The organism is Burkholderia pseudomultivorans, from assembly GCF_001718415.1.
GTDB classification, from domain to species: Bacteria; Pseudomonadota; Gammaproteobacteria; order Burkholderiales; family Burkholderiaceae; genus Burkholderia; species Burkholderia pseudomultivorans_A.
The window spans coordinates 2638599-2663201 of the sequence record NZ_CP013377.1 but is presented as its reverse complement, the minus strand read 5'-3'; the positions used below and the strand labels follow the sequence as shown (position 1 = coordinate 2663201).

Annotated in this window: 13 protein-coding genes and 3 pseudogenes; 7 read left to right on the top strand and 9 right to left on the bottom strand. The window is 62.6% G+C overall.

All coding sequences use genetic code 11. The features are described from left to right. Positions 1-70: 70 nt before the first annotated feature. Complete coding sequence (locus WS57_RS11465; RefSeq protein ID WP_059513971.1) at positions 71-1063, bottom strand: GlxA family transcriptional regulator; 993 nt, start codon at positions 1061-1063, stop codon at positions 71-73. Between the two features lie 100 nt (positions 1064-1163). Between WS57_RS11465 and WS57_RS11460 the strand changes: the two genes are divergently transcribed. Together WS57_RS11460 and WS57_RS11455 are read left to right on the top strand one after the other, a co-directional pair. Next, the gene (locus WS57_RS11460) at positions 1164-2282 is read left to right on the top strand and encodes a DJ-1/PfpI family protein (protein WP_069244378.1); all 1119 of its coding nucleotides are present in this window, start codon (positions 1164-1166) and stop codon (positions 2280-2282) included. Positions 2283-2329: 47 nt separating this feature from the next. Further along, complete coding sequence (locus WS57_RS11455) at positions 2330-3580, top strand: LysR family transcriptional regulator (protein ID WP_236871886.1); 1251 nt, start codon at positions 2330-2332, stop codon at positions 3578-3580. A 108-nt stretch (positions 3581-3688) separates the two neighbouring features. On the opposite strand, the gene WS57_RS11450 is transcribed toward WS57_RS11455, so the two are convergent. The 5 genes from WS57_RS11450 to WS57_RS11430 all read right to left on the bottom strand — a co-directional run bounded on the left by WS57_RS11450 (position 3689) and on the right by WS57_RS11430 (position 7488). Next, the gene (locus WS57_RS11450) at positions 3689-4021 is read right to left on the bottom strand and encodes a ribbon-helix-helix domain-containing protein (RefSeq protein ID WP_040130511.1); all 333 of its coding nucleotides are present in this window, start codon (positions 4019-4021) and stop codon (positions 3689-3691) included. Between the two features lie 125 nt (positions 4022-4146). Next, a complete protein-coding gene (locus tag WS57_RS11445; RefSeq protein WP_069244228.1) occupies positions 4147-5748 on the bottom strand; it encodes a GMC family oxidoreductase in 1602 nt (533 codons plus the stop codon). A gap of 21 nt (positions 5749-5769) precedes the next feature. Beyond that, positions 5770-6378: a tat (twin-arginine translocation) pathway signal sequence gene (locus WS57_RS11440; protein WP_230956338.1), complete on the bottom strand. Its 609-nt coding sequence runs from the start codon at positions 6376-6378 to the stop codon at positions 5770-5772. Between the two features lie 115 nt (positions 6379-6493). Beyond that, complete coding sequence (locus WS57_RS11435) at positions 6494-6892, bottom strand: VOC family protein (protein ID WP_059513957.1); 399 nt, start codon at positions 6890-6892, stop codon at positions 6494-6496. Between the two features lie 17 nt (positions 6893-6909). Then, entirely contained in the window at positions 6910-7488 is a 579-nt protein-coding gene (locus WS57_RS11430; RefSeq protein ID WP_009687978.1) for a DJ-1/PfpI family protein, read from the bottom strand. A gap of 504 nt (positions 7489-7992) precedes the next feature. Between WS57_RS11430 and WS57_RS11425 the strand changes: the two are divergent. Then, positions 7993-9021 (top strand): annotated as a pseudogene (locus WS57_RS11425) (IS256 family transposase); the annotation flags it as partial. Between the two features lie 82 nt (positions 9022-9103). Here the strand turns inward: WS57_RS11425 and glmS are convergent. Beyond that, complete coding sequence (gene glmS / locus WS57_RS11420) at positions 9104-10933, bottom strand: glutamine--fructose-6-phosphate transaminase (isomerizing) (protein ID WP_059515976.1); 1830 nt, start codon at positions 10931-10933, stop codon at positions 9104-9106. A 158-nt stretch (positions 10934-11091) separates the two neighbouring features. On the opposite strand from glmS, the gene WS57_RS11415 reads away from it, so the two are divergent. The 4 genes and pseudogenes from WS57_RS11415 to WS57_RS11405 form a co-directional block, all read left to right on the top strand. Then, positions 11092-11586: an Lrp/AsnC family transcriptional regulator gene (locus WS57_RS11415; RefSeq protein ID WP_009688362.1), complete on the top strand. Its 495-nt coding sequence runs from the start codon at positions 11092-11094 to the stop codon at positions 11584-11586. A gap of 617 nt (positions 11587-12203) precedes the next feature. Beyond that, on the top strand, positions 12204-21314 hold the full coding sequence (locus tag WS57_RS11410; protein WP_081337604.1) for a hemagglutinin repeat-containing protein: 9111 nt from the start codon (positions 12204-12206) through the stop codon (positions 21312-21314). A gap of 1 nt (position 21315) precedes the next feature. After that, positions 21316-21789: an immunity 42 family protein gene (locus tag WS57_RS35695; RefSeq protein WP_081074511.1), complete on the top strand. Its 474-nt coding sequence runs from the start codon at positions 21316-21318 to the stop codon at positions 21787-21789. 447 nt (positions 21790-22236) lie between these two features. Further along, positions 22237-22530, top strand: a pseudogene (locus tag WS57_RS11405) (ShlB/FhaC/HecB family hemolysin secretion/activation protein); the annotation flags it as partial. A gap of 13 nt (positions 22531-22543) precedes the next feature. Here the strand turns inward: WS57_RS11405 and WS57_RS11400 are convergent. Both WS57_RS11400 and WS57_RS11395 read right to left on the bottom strand, forming a co-directional pair. After that, a complete protein-coding gene (locus WS57_RS11400) occupies positions 22544-23077 on the bottom strand; it encodes a methylated-DNA--[protein]-cysteine S-methyltransferase (protein ID WP_069244227.1) in 534 nt (177 codons plus the stop codon). Beyond that, a pseudogene (locus WS57_RS11395) lies at positions 23074-24553 on the bottom strand (AlkA N-terminal domain-containing protein). The gene WS57_RS11400 and the pseudogene WS57_RS11395 overlap by 4 nt, the downstream one beginning before the upstream one ends. Positions 24554-24603 lie beyond the last annotated feature (50 nt).

Sequence of the window (24603 nt, the reverse complement as noted above, 5' to 3'; positions counted from 1 at the left end):
CCGATTGTTCGTTCCGGAAGGCGAAGCGGCTATTTCGCGGCAGCGAGTCGTGCTCGCCGTGTCGATGCCTTCAACGATCGATGCGCTTCACGCCGAAGCGCGCCCGATAATCTCGCGGCGACACGCCGACCCGCTTCGCGAATGCGCGCTGCAACGCATCCACACTGCCGAATCCCGAACGCTCCGCAACGCGCTCCAGCGGCCAGTCGGCGCGCTCCAGCAGCGCTTTTGCGCGCTCGATCCGCGCGGCGAGTACGAATTGCGCGGGCGATTGTCCGGTCTCGTCGCGGAAACGGCGCGCAAACGTTCGTTCGCTCATGTGCATGCGCGCGGCGATGCCGAGATCGCCGGTCGGGTCGTCGGCGATCGCGGCGAGCAGCGCACGCATGCGAGGCGTCGCACTGGCGTGGATGTCGAGGCCGACGCTGAACTGCGCCTGCCCGCCCGGGCGGTGCACGAAAAGCACGAGCTCGCGCGCGACGGCGAGCGCGGTGGGCGCGCCGCAGTCCGCTTCGACGAGCGCGATGCAGAGATCGATGCCGGCGGTCACGCCGGCCGACGTATGGAACGGCGGATCGCTGACATAGATCGCATCCGGCTCGATGTGCGCGTCGGGACACAGCGCTTGCAGCGTCGAACACTGGTTCCAGTGCGTGGTCGCGCGCTTGCCGTTCAGCCATCCGCCCGCAGCGAGCACGAACGCGCCGGTGCAGATGCTTGCGATTCGCCGCGTGTCGGCGACGCGCGCCTGCAGCCACGGCAGCACGCTATCGTCCGACGCGGCTTGCCGCAGCGCCGCTTCGCTGCCGCCGGCGATGACGATCGTATCGATGCGCTCGGGCAGCGCCGCCAATGCGGTCGGACCGGCGAGGCGCAGGCCGGCATGCGTGACGATGTCGTCGCCGTGCGGCGACGCGAGCGTGAGCCGATAGGGCGCGACATGCTCCGGCAGATGGCGGTTCGCGACCGCGAACACTTCCATCGGGCCGGTGATGTCGAGCGACTGCACACCGTCGAAGCCGACGACGACAATGTCGCGCGCCGAACGATTGAGCTGGGGCATGGCAGAAAATGCGGTGGAGTTGTCCTTGTGACCGCGAGCATGATCCTTGTAATTTTGCGGACGTGCAATCGATTAACGCGGGCGGTGGATGCGGGGCAAGATGAGGAAGAACCTGAAGCGCATGATCGTGGCGATGCTCGTGGGTGTGCTGTCGGGCGCTTGGCCGTGGAGCGGGGTGTCGCATGCGGCGGCGGAACGCATGCAGCCAGCTGTGCGAGCGTCGGACGCGGCCTCGCCGAAGGCGGCGCGGACACGGCCACTCGTCGCGATCGTCGCGGACAACGCGGGAACGGAGACGACTGATTTCATCGTCCCGTATTCGATCCTGCAGACGTCCGGCGTGGCCGATGTTGTTGCCGTGTCGCCCGACGCAACGGAGGTCGAACTGATGCCCACACTGCGGATGCGTGCCGATACGACCTTCGAGCGTTTCGACGCCGCGACACCGGCCGGGGCGGATGTGGTGATCGTGCCTGCAATGCATCGCGCGGATCGGCCGGCGATGCTGGCGTGGCTGAAGAGGCAGGCCGCGGCCGGCGCGACGATGGTGGCGATCTGCGATGGTGCGGAAGTGCTGGCGAACGCCGGTCTACTCCGGCATCGGACCGCAACGTCTCACTGGTATTCGCGCGACGGCCTGCGCCGGCGCTTTGCCGATACGGACTGGATCGACGATCGTCGCTATGTGATCGACGGCGACGTGATGACGACGAGCGGCGTGTCGGCGTCGATTCCGGCGTCGCTGGCGCTGGTGGAGCGGCTCGCCGGACCGGCAGCGGCGCGTGACACTGCGCGACGCATGGGGGTGCGGACGTGGAGCGACGTGCATGACGGCAGTCGGTTTGCGCTGTCGGCGCGGGCTGTCGCGACTGCGCTGATGAATCGCGTTGCGCTCTGGCGGCATGAAACGTTCGAGTTGCCGGTTGAAAGCGGCTTCGACGAGTTGACGGTGGCGTTGACTGCCGACGCGTGGGCGCGGACCTGGCGCAGTGATGTCGTTGCGACGGGCGCGGCGCGGGAGATCGTGTCGAAGCAAGGGCTGCGGTTGCTGGCTCAGCCGGCGAAGCGTGCGCGCGAGCGCATCGCGATGCCCGATGCACAGACCGCGGATGCGGTGCTTCCGGGCGTGTTGGAAGATATCGCGTCGCGATATGGTCGAGCGACGGCGGATTGGGTTGCGTTGCAGTTGGAGTATTCGAACGACGATAAGCAAGACTAGCTGCTTCGAACTGTTGCCGGTGAGTTGCGCGTGTATGGGCGGTGCGTATGTCGCCGTCTCCGGGGCGATCCATGATCACGGTCGGATATACAGTTGGCGTATCCTGCTGGGCGCGTTCGATGCGCGTTTCCCTCGCACCGCGCGTAGATGACGGGAATGTAATGGTCCGGTGCGCGGCGGGTAAGGTTGCGCGCACTATGCTGCCTCGCATCCCATCCCGAATCGGGTCGATCCACGCCGCTTTCGTCGCGCCGGCGCGTGGCCGTGCAGAGTGCCGCTGTCGCGATCGTCCCCGGTTTAGTCCGGAGTGCGTCATGAACCAGCTTGCGTCCATTCGGACCTTCGTCAAGGTTGCCGAGCACCGGAGTTTCGCGAAGGCCGCGAAACAGCTCGGCGTCTCTGCGTCGGTCGTTACGCGCAGCGTCGCGTTGCTCGAAAGACATCTGTGCGTGCAACTCGTCAATCGCACGACACGCAGCATGTCGCTGACGGCGACGGGCGAACTCTATCTGCAGCACTGCACGGAACTGATCGGCCTGCTCGAATCGATGGACGCGTGCATTGCTACGGCGACCGGCATGCCGGCCGCGACGCTGAAGATCGCCGCGTCGGCGTCGTTCGCGTCGACCGACCTGCCGCGTCTGCTTGCCATGCATCGCGTGTTGGAGCCGCGCACCGCATTCGACCTGACCGTGTTCGACAGCATGGCCGACGTCGCCATTACCGATTTCGACGTGTGCTTCGGCACCGAGCGCCGCCTGCGCGATTCGACGCTCGTGTGCCGCTCGCTCGCCCGGATCGACGATGTGATCGTCGCCAGCCCCGACTATGTCGCGCGCCACGGCGCGCCGCAGACCCCGGATGAACTCGCATCGCACGACACGCTGCTGACCACTGAAGCGCCGGGGAGCTATTGGGAGTTCGGCGACGATTACGGCACCTACCGGGCCGTGGTGCGTCCGATCCTGAACGCGCAGCCGCCGCTGACGGTCAAGGGCGCGGCGCTCGCTGGGCTCGGCATCGCGCGGTTGCCGCGCGCGCTGGTTTCGGCGGAACTGGAAAGCGGCGCGCTGCAGGCGCTGCTCGCGCATGTCGCGTTGCGCGATGGCGCGCGCACCGTGTGGGCGCTGTATGCAAAGCAGTCGCGCCAGACGTTCGCGGTGCAGAATTTCGTCGAATTCGTCGTCGCGCATTACCGCCGCGAGGACCCCGCATGCGACGTCAATGTGACGGTTGGCGTGAATGCGGCGCGACACGAGAGGGTTAATTCTGAACTGATCTCGACCGAAAATATGTAGCGCCTACGGTGTGTGCGGTGGTCACGTTTACGTGATCCGACGCGGAAGCGGGATCGGAGTACGTGGCGCGCTCCCACGCATGACTCGAGCGGCTGAATCAATGAGCGGTCAGGTGCCGTGGACGACCTTGGGACGGAAGGTCTTTTGCGAACCCTGGCTAGCGGTGTCTTCGAGTACGATGTCCCGCGACAGATACCGGAGGCAGCAGACCCTCAGGAACGACGTGAAATTGGCCGGCGGTTCGCCGCGCAGGTCAAGCAGTTCTTCATAGAGCTTGACCGCGAATTGGCTGGTCGTCATCTTTTCGCGCTGCGCAATCTCGTGCAGCACGTCCCAGAACAGATTTTCCATGCGCACCGTGGTTACGACGCCGCGGATGCGTAGCGATCGCGTGCGCGATTCGTAGAGCATCGGATCTGCGTTGACTAGGACTTCACACATGGTTGTACTCCCTGGTTTCTCTTGCACACGGAGGGCGCGACACCGACAACAGCGGGGCGCCACGATTTTCGCTCAGAAGCGCTGCCATCGTCGGTTGTCTGTGTCAGCGCCGATAGGTCCCGGTTTCAGATTGCGCGCTTCTGCATCTGTTCTGCAATGTAGTCGGCTTGGCGGATCGCAAGCGTGACGATCGTGAGCGTGGGGTTCTCTGCGGCGCCCGTCGTGAACTGGCTTCCGTCCGAAACGAACAGATTCGGGACGTCATGTGTTTGACCGTGACGATTGACTACACCGTCTTCCGGCTCGGCGCTCATCCGACACGTGCCGAGATTGTGTGTCGACGGGTACGGGGAAACCCGATGGACCCTGATGGCACCGACGGCCTTGTAGAGCGCCTCGCCCTGCTTGAAGGCGTGCTCTCGCATCGCTTCATCATTGGGATGGTCGTCGTAGTGCACGTCAGCCACCGGCAGACCATACTGGTCCTTCTGGGTACTGTTCAATGTCACACGATTGGTTGCGCGCGGCATGTCTTCGCCGACGATCCAGAGCCCGGCCGTATGCGAATACTGGTCCATGGCCTGCGTGAACTCCGCTCCCCAGGCGCCGGGATTGAGAAACGCCGCGTAAAACGGCAAGCCGAGCGAAATCGTCTCGAGGTGGTAGCCGCCGACGAAACCGCGTTTGGGATCGTGGCGCGCTTCGTCTTCGACGATGCCGGCCATCGTCGTACCCTTGAACATTTCGACCTTCTCGTTGAACGACGCGTACACCGAGCCTGTCGTGTGACGCATGTAGTTGCGTCCCACCTGATCCGAGGAATTCGCGAGTCCCTTCGCGAATTTTCCGGAATGAGAATTCAACAGCAACCGCGGGGTCTCGATCGAGTTGCCTGCTACGGCGACAATACGTGCCTTCTGCCGCTGCAGCTTGCCCGCCGCGTCGTAGTAGAGCACGGCATTCGCCCGACCGCGTGCATCGTGCTCGATGCGTGCGACATGCGCCTCGGTGCGAAGCTCCATGTGCCCTGTAGCCTGCGCGTGCGGCAGTTCGGTATAGAGCGTGGACCATTTGGCGCCAAACCGGCAACCCTGGAAGCAGAAACCGCGCTGGAAGCAGTGCGTGCGATCGTCGCGCGCGACGCTGTTGATCGCCATGCGACCGGTGCTGCATTCCTTGTATCCGATCTTTGTCGCCCCTGCGTACAGCACCTTGAAGTTGTTGTTGCCGGGCAATCCGGGCAGCCCATTGGTGCGCGTCACCCCCATCTTCTTCTCTGCGCGATCGTAATAGGGGTCCAGTTCCTCGCGAGTGAGGGGCCAGTCGAGAAGCTGTGCGTCGTGGACCTGGCCGTAGGTGGTGCGGGCCTTGAACTCGTGGGGCTGAATGCGCAGACTCGCGCCGGCCCAGTGCACCGAGGTTCCGCCCACCGTCTTGCAGATCCACGCGGGGAGATTCGGAAAGTCCCGGGCGACACGCCAGGTTCCGGACGTAGTTCGCTTGTCGAGCCACGCAAGCTGCTGGAAAGAGGCCCATTCATCTGCGATGAAGTCCCCCTGGGTGTGCAGTTTGCCCGCTTCGAGCACGACCACGTCGATACCTTTCTGTGCCAGTTCGTTGGCGAGCGTGCCGCCACCCGCGCCTGATCCGATGATCACGACGACGTGATCGTCGTTGAGCGAGAACTTGGCGCTTGTCGCTCCTGACTGGATTTGCGTCTCTGCCATGATGTCTCTCTTTGCGCGATATCAGTTGTCGGACGGAACAGGGCCGCTCAGCGGTGCGGGCGGATCGGGCAACCAGGACAGGTTGTTGAAGCCCTTGTGGAGGTAGCCTCCGTCTCCGTCGCTTCCGCCGTATCCGAAGTGAGCGTAAGCAAGCGGATTGCTATACAGCGACACTACTGCTGTCGAGCGCACCGCGTCGAAGAACGGCGACCCTGCAAGAGCCGCTACGTCCTTGTCCTGCTGCGCGATCCCTCGCCTGGACCAGTCGCCGCCAGCGACAGCATCGAGTCGTTGGACGCCCTTGGCCAGCGTCGAGCGCAACTGCTTGTCGGCCACCGCCTTTTTGTCGAGGTCCTTGACGACCAGCGCATAGACGGCGTCGTCCAGGGACTGATGCGGATAGATGCGCTTGACGAGCGCGAGCAGGACCTGCCCCTGGTGCGTGTCGAGGCTCGTCATTTCAAGGGCCCAGGCGTGGCTTGGTGCGAACCCGGCAAGGATGGAGGTCACTGCCAGGGTGCCGAAGAGTACGCCGGTTCCCTTCAGCCATTCACGGCGTGTCAGTTTGATGCGTTGCACGGGCTCTACCGGTCGCTCCGTAGTCGCGGTGGCGAGCGGAATCGTCTCCATTTTCATTGTCTCGTCTCCTTCATATCTGCTCATGCTGGATTGCGGGTGACGCCTTATCTGTTGCGATGCTGCGAACTCGTACGTTGCGAGTTGTATTGCTTGTTATGTGTTGCGCTCACTGGTAGTGACCGTGTCGCTCCAGTACTTCGATCTTGTAGCCGTCAGGGTCGAGTATGAAGAAGTACCGCGCGAGGAGACTGCCGTCGCCAGCATGGAACTCGCGGAGATCGTTTGGCTGCATGCCAAGCGAAATCAGTCGGGCCCGCTCCTTGGTCGCGTCGTCTACCACGACCGCGACGTGACCGTAACCATCGCCATGCGTGTAGGGTTCTTGACGTCCCCTGTTCCAGGTCAGTTCGATTTCGTTTTCGCTTTCGCTATTGCGCAGATAGACGAGCGAGAAATCTTCGAAATCGAGGCGATGGCTGGTCGTCAGGCCGAACGCGCTTTCATAGAATGCGAGCGAGCGCTCCAAGTCGGCCACACGAATCATGGTGTGAATCAGTTTTGCCATGTTTGTGTCACCGGATATCAGAGCGAAATGCGCGCACCGAGCAGCGCGAGGAACTGTCGGAGCCACGCGCTATGGGCCGTCCATGCAGGAGCGGTCACGAACTGACCGTCGGTGACGGCTTCGGCCCAGTCGAGCTCGACAAATTCACCCTGTGCAAGCCGGACCTCGGGGGCGCACGCGGGATAGGCGGAGATCCGCTTGCCAGCGATGACCCCGGCGGCGCTCAGCAACTGCGCACCATGGCAGACCGCCGCAATCGGCTTGCCGGCTTGCGCAAAATCGCGGATGACGGTGATTACACGCGGGTTGAGCCGAAGGTACTCGGGAGCGCGGCCGCCGGGCAAAAGCAGGGCATCGTAGGCAGCCGTATCGACATCCGAGAAACTCGCATTGAGCGTGAAGTTGTGACCGCGCTTCTCGCTGTAGGTCTGATCGCCTTCGAAGTCGTGAATTGCCGTGCGGATTTGCTCGCCGGATCGTTTATCAGGGGTAACGACGTGTACCACGTAGCCAAGCGCACTGAGCGCTTGTACCGGCACCATCAACTCGTAGTCTTCCACGTAATCGCCTGCCAGTACCAGGATCTGTTTGGCCATTCTGTTCTCCATTCAGAAAGTGACGGGTAACTCGCCGTCCTCGCCGGTAGTCGTGGCACGAGGCGGCGCTTTGGTTACCGCAAGTGTATGGAGCAGCCGGGCCCGGCTGGTAATAGCGGGTTAAAACGGTGTTCGGGATTTCCACCATGTCCGCGGGACGTCGTTCGTTCTCGAAGACTTCCGGCGACGAAGATACGGCTCGGTGCTGATTTGGATGTCGCTCAGGCAAGACACGACGAAGAAAGACTGACCGGGCAGTATCATTGTCAGTCGAGGAATCGTTTTTTTCTCTGATGGGCTCTTCGCCCATGAAGGTTTTTACGGCATTCGTTTTCGGAGTGACGGCAGCGAACAGTGGGGCGGGGGGCTGCTTGGGGTATCGGCGGAATTGCTGGGCGTGGAGGTGAAGCCTGCGACTGCAGGGAAAACCGCAACGAAGGCCTGAGTCGCCGGGCCTGTCAGGAATTTTGTGTTTAAGGCATAACATGCTCCCAAGGAGAGTTTATGCCTCGCAAACCGAAAGCCCAGCCGGCGGCTCTGCCGGCGATTCCGGCCGAGCTGCTCGAGCAGTTCGGCAACGGTCCGATGACGGCCGAAGCCATCAACGCCGCGACGCTGGCGCTCAAGAAGGCGCTGATCGAACGGGCGCTGGGCGGCGAGATGAACCATCATCTCGGCTACCCTCCCGGTGCGGCCAAGCCGGTCAACGCCACGAATCAGCGCAACGGCAAAGGGGCCAAGACGGTTCTGACCGAAGACGGTCCGATCCGTATCGAGGTGCCGCGTGACCGCGACGGCAGCTTCGAACCCATCCTGATTCCCAAGCACGAACGGCGCTTCACGGGCTTCGACGACAAGATCGTCGCCATGTATGCCCGAGGCATGACCGTACGCGAGATTCAGGGCTTCTTGCTGGAACAGTACGGCACCGAGGTCTCGCCCGACTTCATCAGTTCGGTCACCGACGAGGTCATGGCCGAAGTCACCGCCTGGCAGGCCCGACCGCTTGAGCCGATGTATCCGGTCGTGTTTTTCGACGCACTGCGGGTCAAGATTCGCGAAGACGCCGTCGTGCGCAACAAGGCGGTGTACCTGGCGCTGGGCGTGCTGCCCGACGGCACGCGGGAAATCCTGGGCCTGTGGATCGAGAATACCGAGGGGGCCAAGTTCTGGATGAAGGTGTTCAACGATCTGAAGACGCGCGGCGTTCACGACATCCTGATTGCCGTCACGGACGGGCTCAAGGGCATGCCCGAAGCGCTGGCCGCCGTGTTCCCGGCCACCACGCTGCAGACCTGCATCGTCCACCTCATCCGCAACAGCCTCGATTACGCCAGTTGGAAGGACCGCCGAGGCTTGGCCGCGGCGATCAAGCCGATCTACGCCGCTCCCAGCGCGGAAGCCGCTCAGGCCGAACTCGATGCGTTTGCGGATGGGCCGTGGGGTCAGAAATTCCCGACTGTCAGTAGCGCGTGGCGCAACGCCTGGGATCGCGTGATCCCGTTCTTTGCGTTTCCGCCGGGTGTGCGCAAGAGCCGCGTAACCAAAACTGAATCGGGGCTTCGTAACCGAAATTAATGCACCTGAGCACGGCCATGCCATCATCACCCCACCCCTATTCCACCGTCACCGACTTCGCCAGATTCCTCGGCTTGTCGATATCCGTCCCCCTCGCCAGCGCCGCGTGATAAGCCAGCAGCTGCATCGGCACCGTATGCAGGATCGGCGAAAGCGGCCCGTAGTATTCATTGAGCCGGATCACATCGATCCCGTCCCCCGGCGACAGTCCGCAATCGACATCCGCGAACACGAACAGCTTCCCGTTGCGCGCGCTGACCTCATGCATGTTCGACCGCAGCTTCTCGAGCAGCATGTCGTTCGGCGCCACCGCAATCACCGGCATCTCGTTGCTGACGAGCGCGAGCGGCCCATGCTTGAGCTCGCCCGCCGGATAAGCCTCCGCATGGATATACGAAATCTCCTTCATCTTCAGCGCCCCTTCCAGCGCGATCGGATAATGCATTCCGCGTCCGAGAAACAGCATGTTGTCGCGGCGCGCGAGCAGTTCCGACCACGCGATGATCTGCGGCTCCAGCGCGAGCACCTTCGACATCGCATCGGGCAGATGCCGCAGCGCGCGCAGATGCTCCTTCTCGTCGTCGTCGCTCAGTCGCCCGCGCACCTGTGCCAGTGAAAGCGTCAGCAGGAACAGCGCGACGAGCTGCGTCGTAAACGCCTTCGTCGACGCCACGCCGATCTCGATGCCCGCACGTGTCACGAACTGCAACGCGCATTCGCGCATCAGCGCGCTCGTCGCCACGTTGCAGATCGCAAGCGTATGCGCCATCCCGTTCTGCTTCGCGACATGCACGGCGCCGAGCACGTCGGCCGTCTCGCCGCTCTGCGACACCGCGACGACGAGCGTGCGCGGATTCGGCACGCTGTCGCGATAGCGGAACTCGCTCGCAATCTCGACGCTCGCCGGCAGTTTCGCGATGCTCTCGATCCAGTACTTCGCGGTGAGCGCCGCGTGATAACTGCCGCCGCACGCGAGCAGCAACACCGAATCGACGTCGTTGAACACGCGCCATGCGCGATCGCCGAACAGCTCCGGCATGATCGACGTGACGTCGAGCAGCGTATCGGCGACGGCCTGCGGCTGCTCGAAGATCTCCTTCTGCATGTAGTAGCGATACGAACCGAGATCGGCCGCGCCGCTGTGCGCGGCGACGCGCTGCACCGCACGCTCGACGCGCTGACCCGCGGCATCGACGATCCAGTAGCGATGAAGCTGGATATCGGCGACGTCGCCGTTCTCCAGGTAGGCGATGCGGTCGGTGATGCCGGACAGCGCAATCGCGTCCGACGCCAGGAAGTTCTCGCCTTCGCCCACGCCGACGACGAGCGGCATCCCGTCGCGCGCGCCGACAATCCGGTGCGGCTCGTCGCGGCACATCACCGCGATCGCATAGCTGCCGCGCAGCCGCGCGACGGCGCGCCGGACCGCCTCGAACAGGTCGCCGTCGTACAGATGATCGATCAGGTGCGCGATCGCCTCGCTGTCGGTCTGGCTCGCGAACACGTAGCCGTGCGCTTCGAGTTTGGCGCGGAGCTGGTCGCAGTTCTCGATGATCCCGTTGTGCGACAGCGCGATGCGCGCATCGTCGTCGCTCGGCGAGAAGTGCGGATGCGCATTGAGCGTGACGGGCGCGCCGTGGGTCGCCCAGCGCGTATGCGCGATGCCGGTGTAGCCCGACAGCGCCTGCGCGGCGATCTCGCGCTGCAGGTTGGCGACGCGCTCGACGCTGCGCGCGCGAGCCAGCGCGCGGTCGCGGTAGACCACGACGCCGCACGAGTCGTAACCGCGGTATTCGAGCCGCTTCAGCCCGTCGACGAGGTTCGGCAGGATGTCCCGCTGGGCAACCGCCCCGACAATTCCACACATATCGCGCTCCGTAAATGACGTGTCTGAATCAGTGACAGCGATGGTAGAGGTGAGGGAATGGAATTTAATTTCAAAATATTGAAGTAGATGAAATGGATCGATGATCGGTTATGATATTGAAATTAAATTTCACATCACCGACCCGGAAGGAGCTGCCGATGGCCGGCATTACCCTTGACGATCTCGACTTGCGCATCCTGTCGATCCTGCAGGACGACGCGTCGGTGTCGAACCTGGAACTCGCCGAACGTGCGCTGTCGTCGCCGCCGACCTGTATGCGCCGCGTGCGCCGGCTGACGGAAGCGGGCGTGATCCGTCGGCAGGTGGCGATGCTCGACCAGGCCGCGATCGGCACGGCCGTCACGGCGCTGATCGAGATCAGCCTCGACCGGCAGACGGCCGAAGACTACGACGCGTTTGAGGCGTACGTGTGCGCAGAGCCGTCGGTCACGCAGTGCTATCGCGTGTCGCCGGGCCCCGATTTCGTCGTGGTGGCCGATCTGGCCGACGTCGCCGAATACGACGAATTCGCGCGGCGGCTGTTCACCGGCGCATCGAACGTGCGCAACGTGCGGACGTTTTTCTCGACCCGCCGCGCCAAATTCGAGACCAACGCGCGGGTTGCGCATGCGATGCGCAGGCGCGGCGGCTAGCAGGTGCAGGAGATGCGTTGCAAACGGGCATCGAGCCGAACGTCAACGACCGATCCTGCGAAACGGTCGCAGTCGGTGCGTTCGAAGTCAGTTCATGATCATGTAACGTTTTTTCACGCTTTTATTTCGAGATACGTTGATTGGCTTTATGCATTCAACGCTCACGAGTTCGGATGACTGACGTAATCGTGCGTTGAGATTTTGTCGAAGTCATGGATCTTCCCTTGGTTGATGTCTGCATCAACGGGTGCGGTTCGACGGGCGCTGAACCGAAACTCGCAAAATTACGTTGTTCAAATTCTAAAAATTAAAAATTTTATTATCTGAAAAATAAATCGCTTTATTTCGAGATATGCCGCGCGAGTTTTCGGTCGATTTGATTATTCCTGACAGTGTGGCTTGTCGGGTTCCTGCTACGATTGCGCACGGGGATCACGGGAGACCACGGCCGCGCAATGCCTGATTTCGTCCGCAGTCGTAACGCGTGCGAGGCGCGAAACCGCCTTTGAATCCTGCGCAGCTTCGGGGCCGGGGCTGCGCAAACCGCCACCGGTCCGACCGGGCATTGATCTTGATCAGAACCGAATTCATCGGCTCTGCACCTATTAAAACGAAAAATGAACAAGAACTGCTACCGGGTAGTATGTAATCGTGCGCGCGGCGCGATGATCGTCGTGCAGGAAAACGGCAGCTCGTCGCAAACAGCTGCGAATTCTCGGGGCACAAGTGCGCGATGGAGCCAGCCGAGCTTGCGTGTCGCGTGGCAACCGATTGCCATGGTGGCGGCGTTATTGTTCGGTGCGCCGTTATTCAGCTTTGCTCAGATTGCGCCAATACCCGGTACGAGCACACACGTCGTTCAGACGCAAAACGGTCTGCCGCAGGTGAATATTGCCGCGCCGTCCGGCGCAGGCGTATCGGTCAATACCTACAACCAGTTCGACGTTCAGAAAAACGGCGCGATTCTGAACAACTCGCCAACGCTGGTGAACACGCAACAAACGGGCTACATCAACGGCAACCCGAATTTCGGCCCGAACCAGTCCGCGCGCATCATCGTCAACCAGGTCAACAGCTCGAACGCCTCTCAACTGCGCGGTTACGTCGAGGTGGCGGGCTCACGGGCCGAAGTGATCCTGGCGAATCCGTCCGGCATCGTCGTCGACGGCGGCGGCTTCATCAATACGTCGCGCGCCACGCTGACGACCGGACAACCTTACTATGGCGCGGACGGTTCGCTCGCCGGCTACAACGTCAATCGCGGCCTCATCACCGTGCAAGGCGCGGGCCTCAACGCCGCGAACGTCGATCAGGTCGATCTGATTTCGCGGGCGGTGCAGGCGAATGCAGCGATTTACGCGAAGAACCTGAACGTCGTCGCCGGCGCGAACCAGGTCAATCACGATACGCTGGCAGCGACGCCGACCGCCGGCGACGGCGCGGCTCCGGCGGTCGCGATCGACGTGAGCCAGCTCGGCGGCATGTACGCGAACAGGGTCTTTCTTGTATCGAACGAGTTCGGCGTCGGTGTCGCGAATGCCGGCACGATCGCCGCACAAGGCGGCGACCTGACGCTGCAATCGAACGGGCAACTCGTCCTTACCGGCAAGACGACGGCGAGCGGCAATCTCGCCGCAACCGCGAACAGCGTGCAGAATTCCGGCACGACGTATGCGCAGCAGAACGTCAGTGTATCGACGGGCGGTACGTTGTCGAACAGCGGCACGCTCGCCGCGCAACAGAATACGACCGTCAACGCAGGCAGCATCGGTTCGATGGGTACGCTCGGCGCGGGCGTCAACAACGACGGTTCCGTCGGCCATAGCGGCGACCTGAATCTGTCGAGTAGCGGGCAACTGACGGCGACCGGTCAAAACGTCGCAGGCGGCAGCGCGTCGATCTCGGGCGGCAGCGTCAATCTCGGCGGTAGCCAGACGGCCGCAAACGCCAATCTCGCGTTGAATGCGAACGCGGGCGATCTGAATCTGTCCGGCGCGAGCACGAGCGCACAGGGTGCGCTCGATGCGAATGCGTCGGGTGCGCTGATCAACGATCACGGCAACGTGTCGAGCCAAAGCGCGGTGACGCTGACGGGTGGTAGCGTTTCGAATCAAGGCGGCAAGATATCGGCGCAAGGCCCGCTGAACGTGCAGACGAACGGCGCAATCGCGAACCAGGCCGGCACGCTCGTCTCCGACAGTTCGATGCAGATACGCGGCGGCGCGATCGCAAACAACCAAGGCACGATCCAGAGCACGGCCGGAATGAATATTTCCGGTGCGTCGGTGGACAACAGTGCCGGACGCATCACGTCGCTGAACGGTGACGGCCTTTCGATCACGACGACCGGGCAATTGATCAATGCGGCGGGCACAACAGCGACGGGCGCGCAGGGCGGTGTGATCGGCGGCAACGGCGGCGTTTCGGTACAGGCGGGCGCCGTCGCGAACCACGGTTCAATCACCGCACAGACCGACTTGCAAGTCGGCGCGCAATCTGTCGACAACGGCAGCGGCTCGATCTCCGCCGGGCGCAATGCGACGATCGATGTCGGTACGCAGTTGACGAACGGCTCGGGCAGCATTGCGGCTCAACAGGCGGTGACGGTCAACGCGGCATCGCTGAGTAATGACACTGGCGGAATCCAGGCAACGCAGTTGTCGCTGTCGGCGACGAATCTGAGCAATCGCGGCGGCACGATCACCCAGACCGGAACGGGCGCAACGAATATTGCCGTCGCGAACACGCTCGATAATTCGAGCAATGGCCTGATCCAGACCAACAGCACGGACCTGAACCTGGCGCCTGCGACGCTGATCAACGATCAAGGAAAGATTACGCACGCCGGCAACGGTACGTTGTCGATCGCCACGGGCGCATTGTCGAATCAGGGCGGCACGATTGCGACCAACGGCGCGCTGAGCCTGAAAGCCGCGGCCGTATCGAATCGTGCCGGTACGCTCGCCGCGCAGCGACGGGCCGCGCTCGACGTACGTTCGCTCGATAACCGTGCAGGCGGGTACATCGGTGCAGACAGCATGACGCTGAACGCACGCGGTGCAATCGACAACCGTGCGGGCACGCTCGAAGCGAACAACGGCGTTTCGGTGACTGCCGACAGTCTCGCGAACGCCGGCGGCTCGCTCAAAAACGTAGGCACGAGCGCGCTGTTGGTCACAACGGCAAACGCGCTGACGAATACCGCGGGCGGTACGATCGGCGGCAACGGCGACGTTTCCGTGTCGGCGGCCAGTATCGAGAATTCCGGCGGCTCGTTGTTGGCAGGGCAAGCGCTTTCAGTGCAGTCGAACGGCGCCATCGCGAATGCGGCCGGCCTCGTTCAAGCGAACGGGAACCTGACGCTGCGAGCACAAGGAGCGGTCACTAATAACGCGGGGCAAATCGAAGCGAACGGTACGAGTTCGACGCTCGCGTTGTCGGGCGCCAGCGTCGACAACAGTGACGGTCGTATCGTCAATATCGGAAGCGGCGCGACGACGATCGACGGCGGCGCGTCGATCACGAATACCAATGCGTCGGGAAAGGACGGCGCCGGCACGATCGGCGGCAACGGTGACGTGACGCTCACCGCGCAAACGCTGACGAACTCGCAAGGCGCTCAGACACTCGCCGGACATGACCTCCAGTTGAACGTCGGCAGCGACGCGAACAATAACGGCGGCGTGCTTTCTGCGGCGAACAGCCTGACGCTGCATAGCGCGAACGCTGCGTTTTCGAATCAGGCTGGGTCCGTGCGGGCCAATGGTGCGCTCGCGTTGCACACTGCGTCGATCGACAACACGTCGGGCAAGATCGGTAATGACGCAGGCAGCGGCGGCAGCGTGTCGATTCAGAGTGGTGCGCTGTCGAATCAGGGCGGCGCGATTGGTAGCGATCAAGATCTGACGTTGGTCGCAAACACGCTGACGGGTGACGGCTCCATCACCGCGGGCCGCAACGGTGCGATCGCGCTCGCGAACGACTACACGCAGACGTCAGCGAACAAGCTCCACGCGAATGGCAATCTGAACTTCACTACGTCGGGCAAGCTGACGAACCAGGGCGTGCTGGATGCAAACGGCGCGCTGACGGTGAATGCGGCGAACGTCGACAACCAGGCCGGCGCGGATCTGAATTCCGCGAACACGACGGTCAATGCGAACGGTGGCACGATCGACAACGCAGGCCGTATTGAAGGCGATGCGGTCACGACCAACAGCGCGATGCTGAACAACACGGGCACTGTGATCGGCGCCAACGTCACGGCGAACGCGAATACGATCACGAACAGCGGGGTGGCGGCCGTTTTCGCCGCAGCCAACCAGTTGAACCTGTACGCGACCAACCAGTTGTCGAATACGGGCGGTGCGAACCTGTTCAGCATCGGCGATATCAACATCGCGGCGAACGGCCAGCGCGACGCGAACGGTTCGCTCGCGAACCGCACGCAAAACGTGCTGAGCGATCAATCGACGATCGAAGCGCAGGGCAATATCGAACTCGCGGCAGGGACGTTCACCAATACGCGTCCCGCGCCGATGGTCAACACAGAAACGATCGACACGACGACCACGCACCAGACCAAACGCCAGAAGTACATCGTATGCGCGACGATGAACGCGGTCCCGAACGGAGGCTGTTCGCAGGCGATGTGGGTGAACGGCTACAAGACACCGCTCACTTCAACGTATACCCCATCGCAAGTTGTATCCGAATCGTCCGGACCTAATGCGACCGACAAGGTGCTGGTCGTGAGCGTGAACGGCACGCAGCAGACGATCTACTACAACACGCTGACGACCAACGCGGACGGAACGGTGACCGTCAACTATTGGGATGCGTACGATCCGCACGTAAACTACGTGCCCGATACGGAGTACACGACGCGCAGCGACGCCCATAACGGTTATCAGCGTGTCGAAATCTGGCGCGACACGACGTCGACGATTCAGCAGGACAAAGTGACGAGTCAGGCGCAGCAAGCGCAGCTTGTCGCGGGCGACAGCATCACGATGGCGAACGTCGGGGCGATCAACAACGAATACAGCGCGATCGCTGCCGGCAAGTCGATTCAGATCGGCAGCACGCAGCAGGACGGGGCCGTCGGTAGCGGCAGCTATGGCGGCACGGTCGTGAACAACGTCGGCCGGACGCTGTATCAGTATCAGACCGACAGCATCGTGTCGATGTATGCATGGAACCAGGACACGACGCGGGATCGCGGCACGATCGTCCAGCCGTCGGTGGTGTACACGCCGGTCGCGATCGGCGGAACCGGCGGCACGATCATCGCGAATCAGTCGGTGTCGATCGGTGCGCAGAACGTCAATAACCAGAACGTCGCCGCGCAGAATTCCGCGACCGGCGCGACGGGCGGCACGCTCGGCAGCAATGCGGCCAATCAGGGTGTATCGGGCGGTAGCCCCTCCAAGGTCGGTGCGGCGAGCGGACCGATAACCGTACCTGCGCTGCAATCGGTTGCGAGCGCCACGGGCGCATTGTCGATCACGCTGCCGACGAGCGGCATGTACACGATTCATCCCGCACCGGGCCAACCGTACCTGATCGTCACCGATCCGCGGTTGACGAGCTATACGAACTTCATTTCGAGCGACTACATGCTCGGCCAGCTGAACCTGAATCCCGCGAGCATCGAAAAGCGGCTGGGCGACGGGATGTACGAACAGCAGATGGTGCGCAACCAGATCACGCAGCTGACGGGCCGCACTTTCCTGCCGGGGTACGCGAACGCCGAGGACGAATATCGCGCGCTGATGACGAACGGTGCGAACTATGCGAAGTCGTTCGGTTTAGTGCCGGGCATGGCACTGACGGCTGCGCAAATGGACGCGTTGACGAGCGATATCGTGTGGCTCGTCGATCAGACCGTGACGCTGCCGGACGGGAACACGACGCATGTGCTGGCGCCAGTGGTCTACATGGCCCAAACGCACGCGAATGACCTGCAGCCGACCGGCGCGTTGATTGCAGCGGACGACATTCAAATTCATGCGGCTGGCAGCGCGACCAACTCGGGCGTGATCAAGGGCGGCACGAAGACCGTGCTGACAGCGACCGATATCCTGAACCGCGGCGGCACGATTGCGAGCGGCAGCGCGGGCGGGACGACGGTCGTATCGGCGACCAACGATGTCGTGAACGCGTCGGGCATGATCACCGGCAATCGCGTTGCGGTGATGGCCGGCCGCGATATCGTCAACACGACGCTGGTCGATGCGGTGGGCGCAACCGGCGCGTCCGGTGCAAGCAAGGTCAGTACGAGCTTGATCGGCCAGCAAGGCACGATCGCGGCGACGGGCGACCTGTCGGTGCAGGCTGGTCGCGATCTGACGTTGCATGGTGCGAATCTGTCGGCGGGCGGCGATGCGATGGTCACGGCCGGCCGCGATATCAATGTCGATACGGTTCGGTCGACGACGAACCAGTCGATGTATCTGAACGATCAGCATCATTGGGAAGAATCGACGACGAAGAACGTGACGAGCGGCATTACCGCAGGCGGCAGTCTCGGGATGCAAAGCGGCAACGATACGACGCTCAAGGGCGCGACCGTTTCCGCCGGTAAGGATTTGTCGGTGCTCGCAGGCGGCAACCTGACGGCGACGACGGTCACGGATACCTTGAAGCTCGATAACGTCGCGGCGGACAGCAAGACGCGCAAGGAAGTCGATCACAACTACGACGAACACGCTGTCGGCACGCAGTTCACGGCGGGCGGCAACGTGAATCTGGCCGCGGCGAGCGCCGACAAGTCGAAAGGCAACGTGACGCTTACAGGTTCGTCTGTGTCGGCAGGCATGACGAACGGTGTCGATAACGGTTCGGGCGCGGTGAATATCGCGGCGACGGGCAACGTCACGATCAACGAAGCCCGGGAGGAGCACGACAGGTATCAGTCGGTGCAGGTCCAGCGCGGCAGCTTCGTCAGCAGCACGAAGACCGATTCGATGACGGATATGCACGCGAATGTCGGCGTCGGCAGTACGGTGTCGGGTAACACCGTCAACGTTCAGTCGGGCCGCGATTTGACGGTGCAAGGCAGCACGATCGTCGGCACGGGCGATGTGACGCTTGGCGCGACGAACAACGTCAATATCACGACGTCCAGAGATACGGTCACGCAGGACAGCTACTACCGCGAAACGCATTCGGGTATCGGCACGAGCGGCTTGAGCGTGAGCATCGGCACGCAGAAGAAGACCGATACGGATCATGCTTCGTCGGTGGCGAACAACGCGAGCACGGTCGGGTCACTCGACGGCAACCTGAATATCAAGGCGGGCGATACGCTGCACGTGACGGGCAGCGACCTGATTGCCGGAAAGAACCTGACGGGTACGGCCGCGAACGTCGTGATCGATTCGGCGACGGATACCAGCAACAGGACGCATAGCGAAACCACCAGCAGCAGCGGCGTCACGCTCGGCCTGTCGGGCAGCGTTGGCGATGCGATCAACGGTGCGTATCAGCAGGCGCAGGCGGCAAAGAGCGGTGCCGGTGACAGTCGTGCGACGGCGCTGCACGCGATTGCTGCGGCGGGTAATGCTGCAATGGGCGTCGCTGGATTGACCGGTGGCGCGCTCGCGGGCGGCGGCACGCCGAGTCTTGGTGTTCAGGTGAGCGTCGGCTCAAGTCATAGCCGGCTCGATACGTCGGAAAACCAGACGACGCAGCGTGGATCGAGTGTTGCCGCTGGCGGCACTGCGGCGCTGATTGCGACCGGCAACGGCACGCCGGGTAGCGGCAATATCACGGTGGCCGGTTCGAATGTGTCGGGCGACGACGTGTTGCTGGTGGCGAAGAACCAGATCGACCTGCAGAACACGACGAATACCGATTCGACGCGCAGTTCGAATTCGTCGTCGGGCAGCAGCGTTGGTGTGTCGATCGGCACGAACGGGATTGGTGTTTCCGCATCGATGTCGCGTGCGCATGGCGACGGCAATAGCGACGCTGCGATGCAGAACAACTCGCTCGTGACGGGCGCGAACAGCGTCACGATGATCAGCGGCGGCGATACCAACATCGTTGGTTCGAACGTATCAGGTCGCACCGTGACGGCCGACGTAGGCGGCAATCTCAACATTCGTAGCGTGCAGGACACGACTGTCAGCGGCGCACATCAGAGCAGCGCAGGCGGAGGCCTCAGCGTCAGCACGATGGGCGGCAGCGCGAGCTTCAGTTCGTCAAAGGGGAACGCGAGCGGCAATTACGCAGGCGTGAACGAACAGGCCGGGATTCAAGCGGGTGAAGGCGGGTTCAATGTGAACGTCAAGGGTAATACGGACCTGACGGGCGCCTATATCGCCAGCACGGCCGAAGCGTCGAAGAACACGCTGACGACGGGCACGCTGACGTATAGCGATATTGCGAACCATTCGACGTACAGTGCGGACAGCAGCGGCTTTAGCGCAGGCGCAGGCGTTGGCGTTACCGGCAAGTCCATCGGCACGGGCTCGGTGAGCGGTGCGGGCGGCGTGACGCCCATGATTTCGCAATCGGACAGTGGAAGCGAGAGCGCGACCACGCGCAGCGGCGTGAGCGCGGGCACGATCAACATCACGAACCCGGCAGGGCAGACGCAGGACGTGGTCGACCTGAACCGCGATACGGCGAATCTGAATGGCACGGTATCGAAGACGCCGGATGTGCAGCATTTGCTGGATCAGCAGACGGACATGATGAATGCGACGCAAGCTGCGGGTCAGGTGGTCGCGCAAGGCATCGGTTCCTACGCTGACATGAAGCAGAAGGAGGCCCAGCATGCGGCCGATGCGGCCAAACTCGCCGGGGATACCACGGCTCAAGCGGCCTATCAAGCCGAGGCGGATTCGTGGGACGAAGGCGGAGCCAATCGGCTTTACCTGCATATTGCTGGTGGCGCGCTCATCGGTGGCTTGGGCGGTGGCGGAATCGGGAGCGCTGCGCAGGGCGCGGCTGGAGCGGGATTGGCGGCATTGCTGGCCGATCAGACGGCACAGGCCGCAAAAGGCGTTGCCGGTGCGACGGATTCGACACTCGCCGGGAAGGTGTCGGGCAACTTGCTCGTGGGTGCGCTAGGTTGGCTGGTCGGTGGAACAGCAGGCGCGGCTACGGCTTCGAATGTGAACTTGTACAACCAGTACAACCATACGGACGCCGATGCGCTGCTAGAGGCGAGTGGACAGGGTACGGCCCGCAAGAAGGCGACGGCGCTTACTTTAGCATTGCAGGGTATCGCCAATGGGCTGAACGCGATTATCGGGCTTGGTGGTGGTAAGCCGCCTACGGCGAGCCCGGGGCTGGTGCTGGTAGAAGAGGCAGGCGCGGGCGGGCAACTCGCGAAGTCAGGTGCTGCAGGGTATGTGCCGGATAATGCCACGCTCGCAAACGGCAATCGGGATAGCCGGCTTCCGATTCCCGAGAAAACAACGGCCGACAACGGTTTGCAAGTTGAGTCGAATCCTAAGCATACTCTGGGTGTGCAAGGCAATCGTCCAAACGCCGGCACTGAGCCTAGGAATTCGCTCGATCTATTCAACTCCTCAATTTCCGATGGCGGAAAGGCAAGGTACGCGATCGATTCGAGCGGAAATATCAATAGGTTCTATTCGGACGGAAACGGTGTCTTTCATTGGGCCGGTTCTACGGGTGATGGCAGAGCTCCTCTGGATGTCTCAACCTTTCCTATTGAAATAAGGCGCGCTCGAGGGTTTAGGGGGGAATGACGTGTTATTCGGAAATCCTGATGTATTTGCAATTTGGTGTGATTCTGTTGAATTATGGTCAACGGATCACTTTAAGAATGGCTGCTTTTCTTATTTCATTGGCGGCAATCTAATTTGGTCATTAAATTCAACGATCGGCGTTGATATAAATTTGCTGTCTTCGGTTAATTGTATGGATGGTGATGTCGAGGATGATGAGCTATTTAATTTGCCGGCGTTGACTTCCTATGCAAAGCTTGTTGAAAGAGCGTTTCCAGGAATGGACTCGGATGCAGAGTATAGCGATTACAAACATTTGGTTTCTGTCGGAAGCTTATTGGATGATGGATTTCGGGTCTTCCTTGTTGAGTCGGGCGATCGGGCTAAATTAATATGGAGTGGCCGAGGTGATGCATCGATTGTTCACGAGTTTATTTTAAATCGTGGGGGGTTTCAGAATGTAGTCCGCGCCGCAATCTCGCAGTTTGGCGCATAGATCGCATCATCGAACCTCGTCTGCGGAGTGAGGTAACGGTGTTTGCTCTGCTCCTCTCCTCTCTACTCAGGGCTGTTGCTTGCTGGATGTAAGTGGTTCTCGGTCTATGTATAAAGGAACCCGATGTAACATTTGAAATTGCAACTTCGCTCAGTCAACGGCATATCAGGGAAAATTACAAAAGAATCGATCTATGAAATTGAATAACCGACTGACGGTGTTGCCATTCCTAGCCTTGACGTCGCTCGGGGTACATGCACAGCAGGCTCCCACCCCTGTCGACCGAGCCGCGGCGGCACGCGTAACCGGAAGTCGGCGCAATGACTCAATTCATTTTCCAATCACGGACTTCAATTTCCCTCTTTCCACAAACTTTCAAGCTCTCATCGAGATACTTCGAGTAAGCCATTCAGTTTTTCGCAAACAGTAGATGCGACCGTATCGAATTCGATGCTGGCCGCAGCGCGCGGCCTTTACTGGCGCAATGAACTGCAAATGCCGATCGGGCAGACGGGTCAAGCAATTTACGCGGGCCTGGATTACGGCCGCGTATGGGGCCCGCAGCCGGTCGCGCTCGTCGGCACACAACTGGCCGGCGCGGTGATCGGCGTCAAGGGCAGCGTAGCAACGCGCTTCGGCGCTTACGGATACGACCTGTTCGCAGGCACGCCCGTCTACAAGCCGTCCGGATTTCCGACCGCGCGCGTGACCGCGGGTTTCCAACTCACGGCGCAATTCTGAAATCGCCCGCGCCTCAGAACGCCAGCGCCTGCTGCGCTGGATGCCGCGCCCCGCGCCGCAACCCCGCCCCTTCAAGCGCCAGCAACGCACGCTTCCGCTCGATGCCGCCCGCATAACCGGTGAGACTCCCCGACGCGCCGACCACGCGATGGCACGGCACGATGATCGACACCGGGTTCCGGCCGACCGCGCCGCCGACGGCGCGCGCGCCGCTCATCGGCAAGCCGACGCGCGCCGTGATGTCGCCGTACGACAGAAGCTCGCCGAACGGAATCGCGAGCAGTTCCTTCCATACAAGCCGCTGAAACGCGGTGCCGCGCAGGTGGATCGGCACCGAGAACGTTTCGCGCGTGCCGGCGAAGTATTCGGCGATCTCTTCCGCGACCTTGCGCACGATCGGCGGCGCGGCGTGCGGGTCGCGCTTGTCTGCGATCGCGAGCGGCGGGAAATACTTCTGGCCGACGAAGAACAAACCCGTCAGCGCATCGTCCTCGATGCGCACGGCGATGTCGCCCAGCGGGCTCGGAATCAGGTGGGCGGGCGTCATCGCAATCCATCTCCATGAAGGCGCCACGCGTGCAGCGCGGCATACGCGCGCCACGGCGCCCAGCGCGCGGCATGCGGCGCGGCCGGCGGCACGCGCGTGCGGTCGGCGTGTTCGGTCGAATCGACACGCGCGGCCAGCCATGCATCGTCGGCGGGGAACGCGTTCGGCCAGGCCATCGCGCGCATCGCGACGTACTGCACCGCGCGTTCGTCGAAACCGGGCAGCTTGCGCAGCGCGGCGAGCGTCGCATCGAGCGGCGCCATCGGTTCGAGCGCGAGCATACCGTCGGCGACTGCGCGTGCAAGCGACACGATCGCCCGCGCCGTTTCGCGCGTAATCCCGATCGCTTCGAGCGCCGCTGACGGCACGGCAGCCAGCATCGTTGCGGACGGCAGCGTATGCGCGAGGCCCGGCGGCGCGTGTTCGACCTCGCTGCCGAAGCGTTCGGCAATCCGCGCGAGACTGCCGGCCGCCTGCGTCGCCGCGAGCCGTTCGCCGGCGATCGCGCGCAGTGCGATCTCGAGGCCATCGAATGCGCCGGGCACACGCAGGCCAGGCGAGCCGTCGGCGAGTGCGCCGAGATGCGCATCGATCACGTCGGGGCGGCTGTCGAGATCGAACAGCCGCCGCACGCGCGCGAGCACGGCAGGCACGGCCGGCGTCAGCGCGGGCGATACCGTGACGGCGAGCGCGAAGCGCTGCGGCACGTGCGCAACCGACAGCCAGCCCGTGACGCGTCGGTTGCCGCCGCGCGGCAGTTCCACGACGCGCGCATAGCCGTGCGCATCGACGCGTTCGACGCCGGCGATCTGCCGCTGCGAGAAAGCGCATCAGCTCGTCCCACGCGAACGGCGGCCGGTAGGGCAACGGAAACGTCATGTCGCCGCCGTCGGACGGACGGGCGCCTTTGCGCAGCCGCAGCGGATTGAGTCCGTAGCGTTTCCGGAACAGGTCGTTGAAGCGGCGCACGCTGCCGAACCCGGCCGTCGACGCGACGACGGCCATCGGCAGCGCCGTATCGGTCAGCAGCCGCTTGGCCATCAGCAGGCGGTGCGTCTGCGCGAATTCGACGGGCGACACGCCGAACTGCGCGCCGAAGATCCGCCGCAGATGGCGCTCGGTCACGCCGACGCGTCGCGCGAGCGCATCGACGCCGTGGCCGTCCAGGAAACCGTCCTCGATCAGCGTCGCGGCTGCGTCGGCGAGGTTGCCTGACAGGTCGAGCAGGCCGTGGCCGGGCGCGAGTTCGGGGCGGCAGCGCATGCACGGGCGAAAGCCGGCCTTCTCGGCGGTCGCGGCGCTCGGGAAGTAGCGACAGTTCTGCGCCTTCGGCGGCTTCACCGGGCAAACCGGGCGGCAGTACACGCCCGTCGTCGACACGCCGACGAAGAACCAGCCGTCGAAACGGCGGTTTCTCGAAAGCAGGGCGTCGTAGCAGGTGTCGGGGTCGAGGTGCATGCGAGCAATGTAAACCATCGCCGGCGCGCATTCCGGCCGGAATCGGACATGTGTCTCGGCGCCGGCCT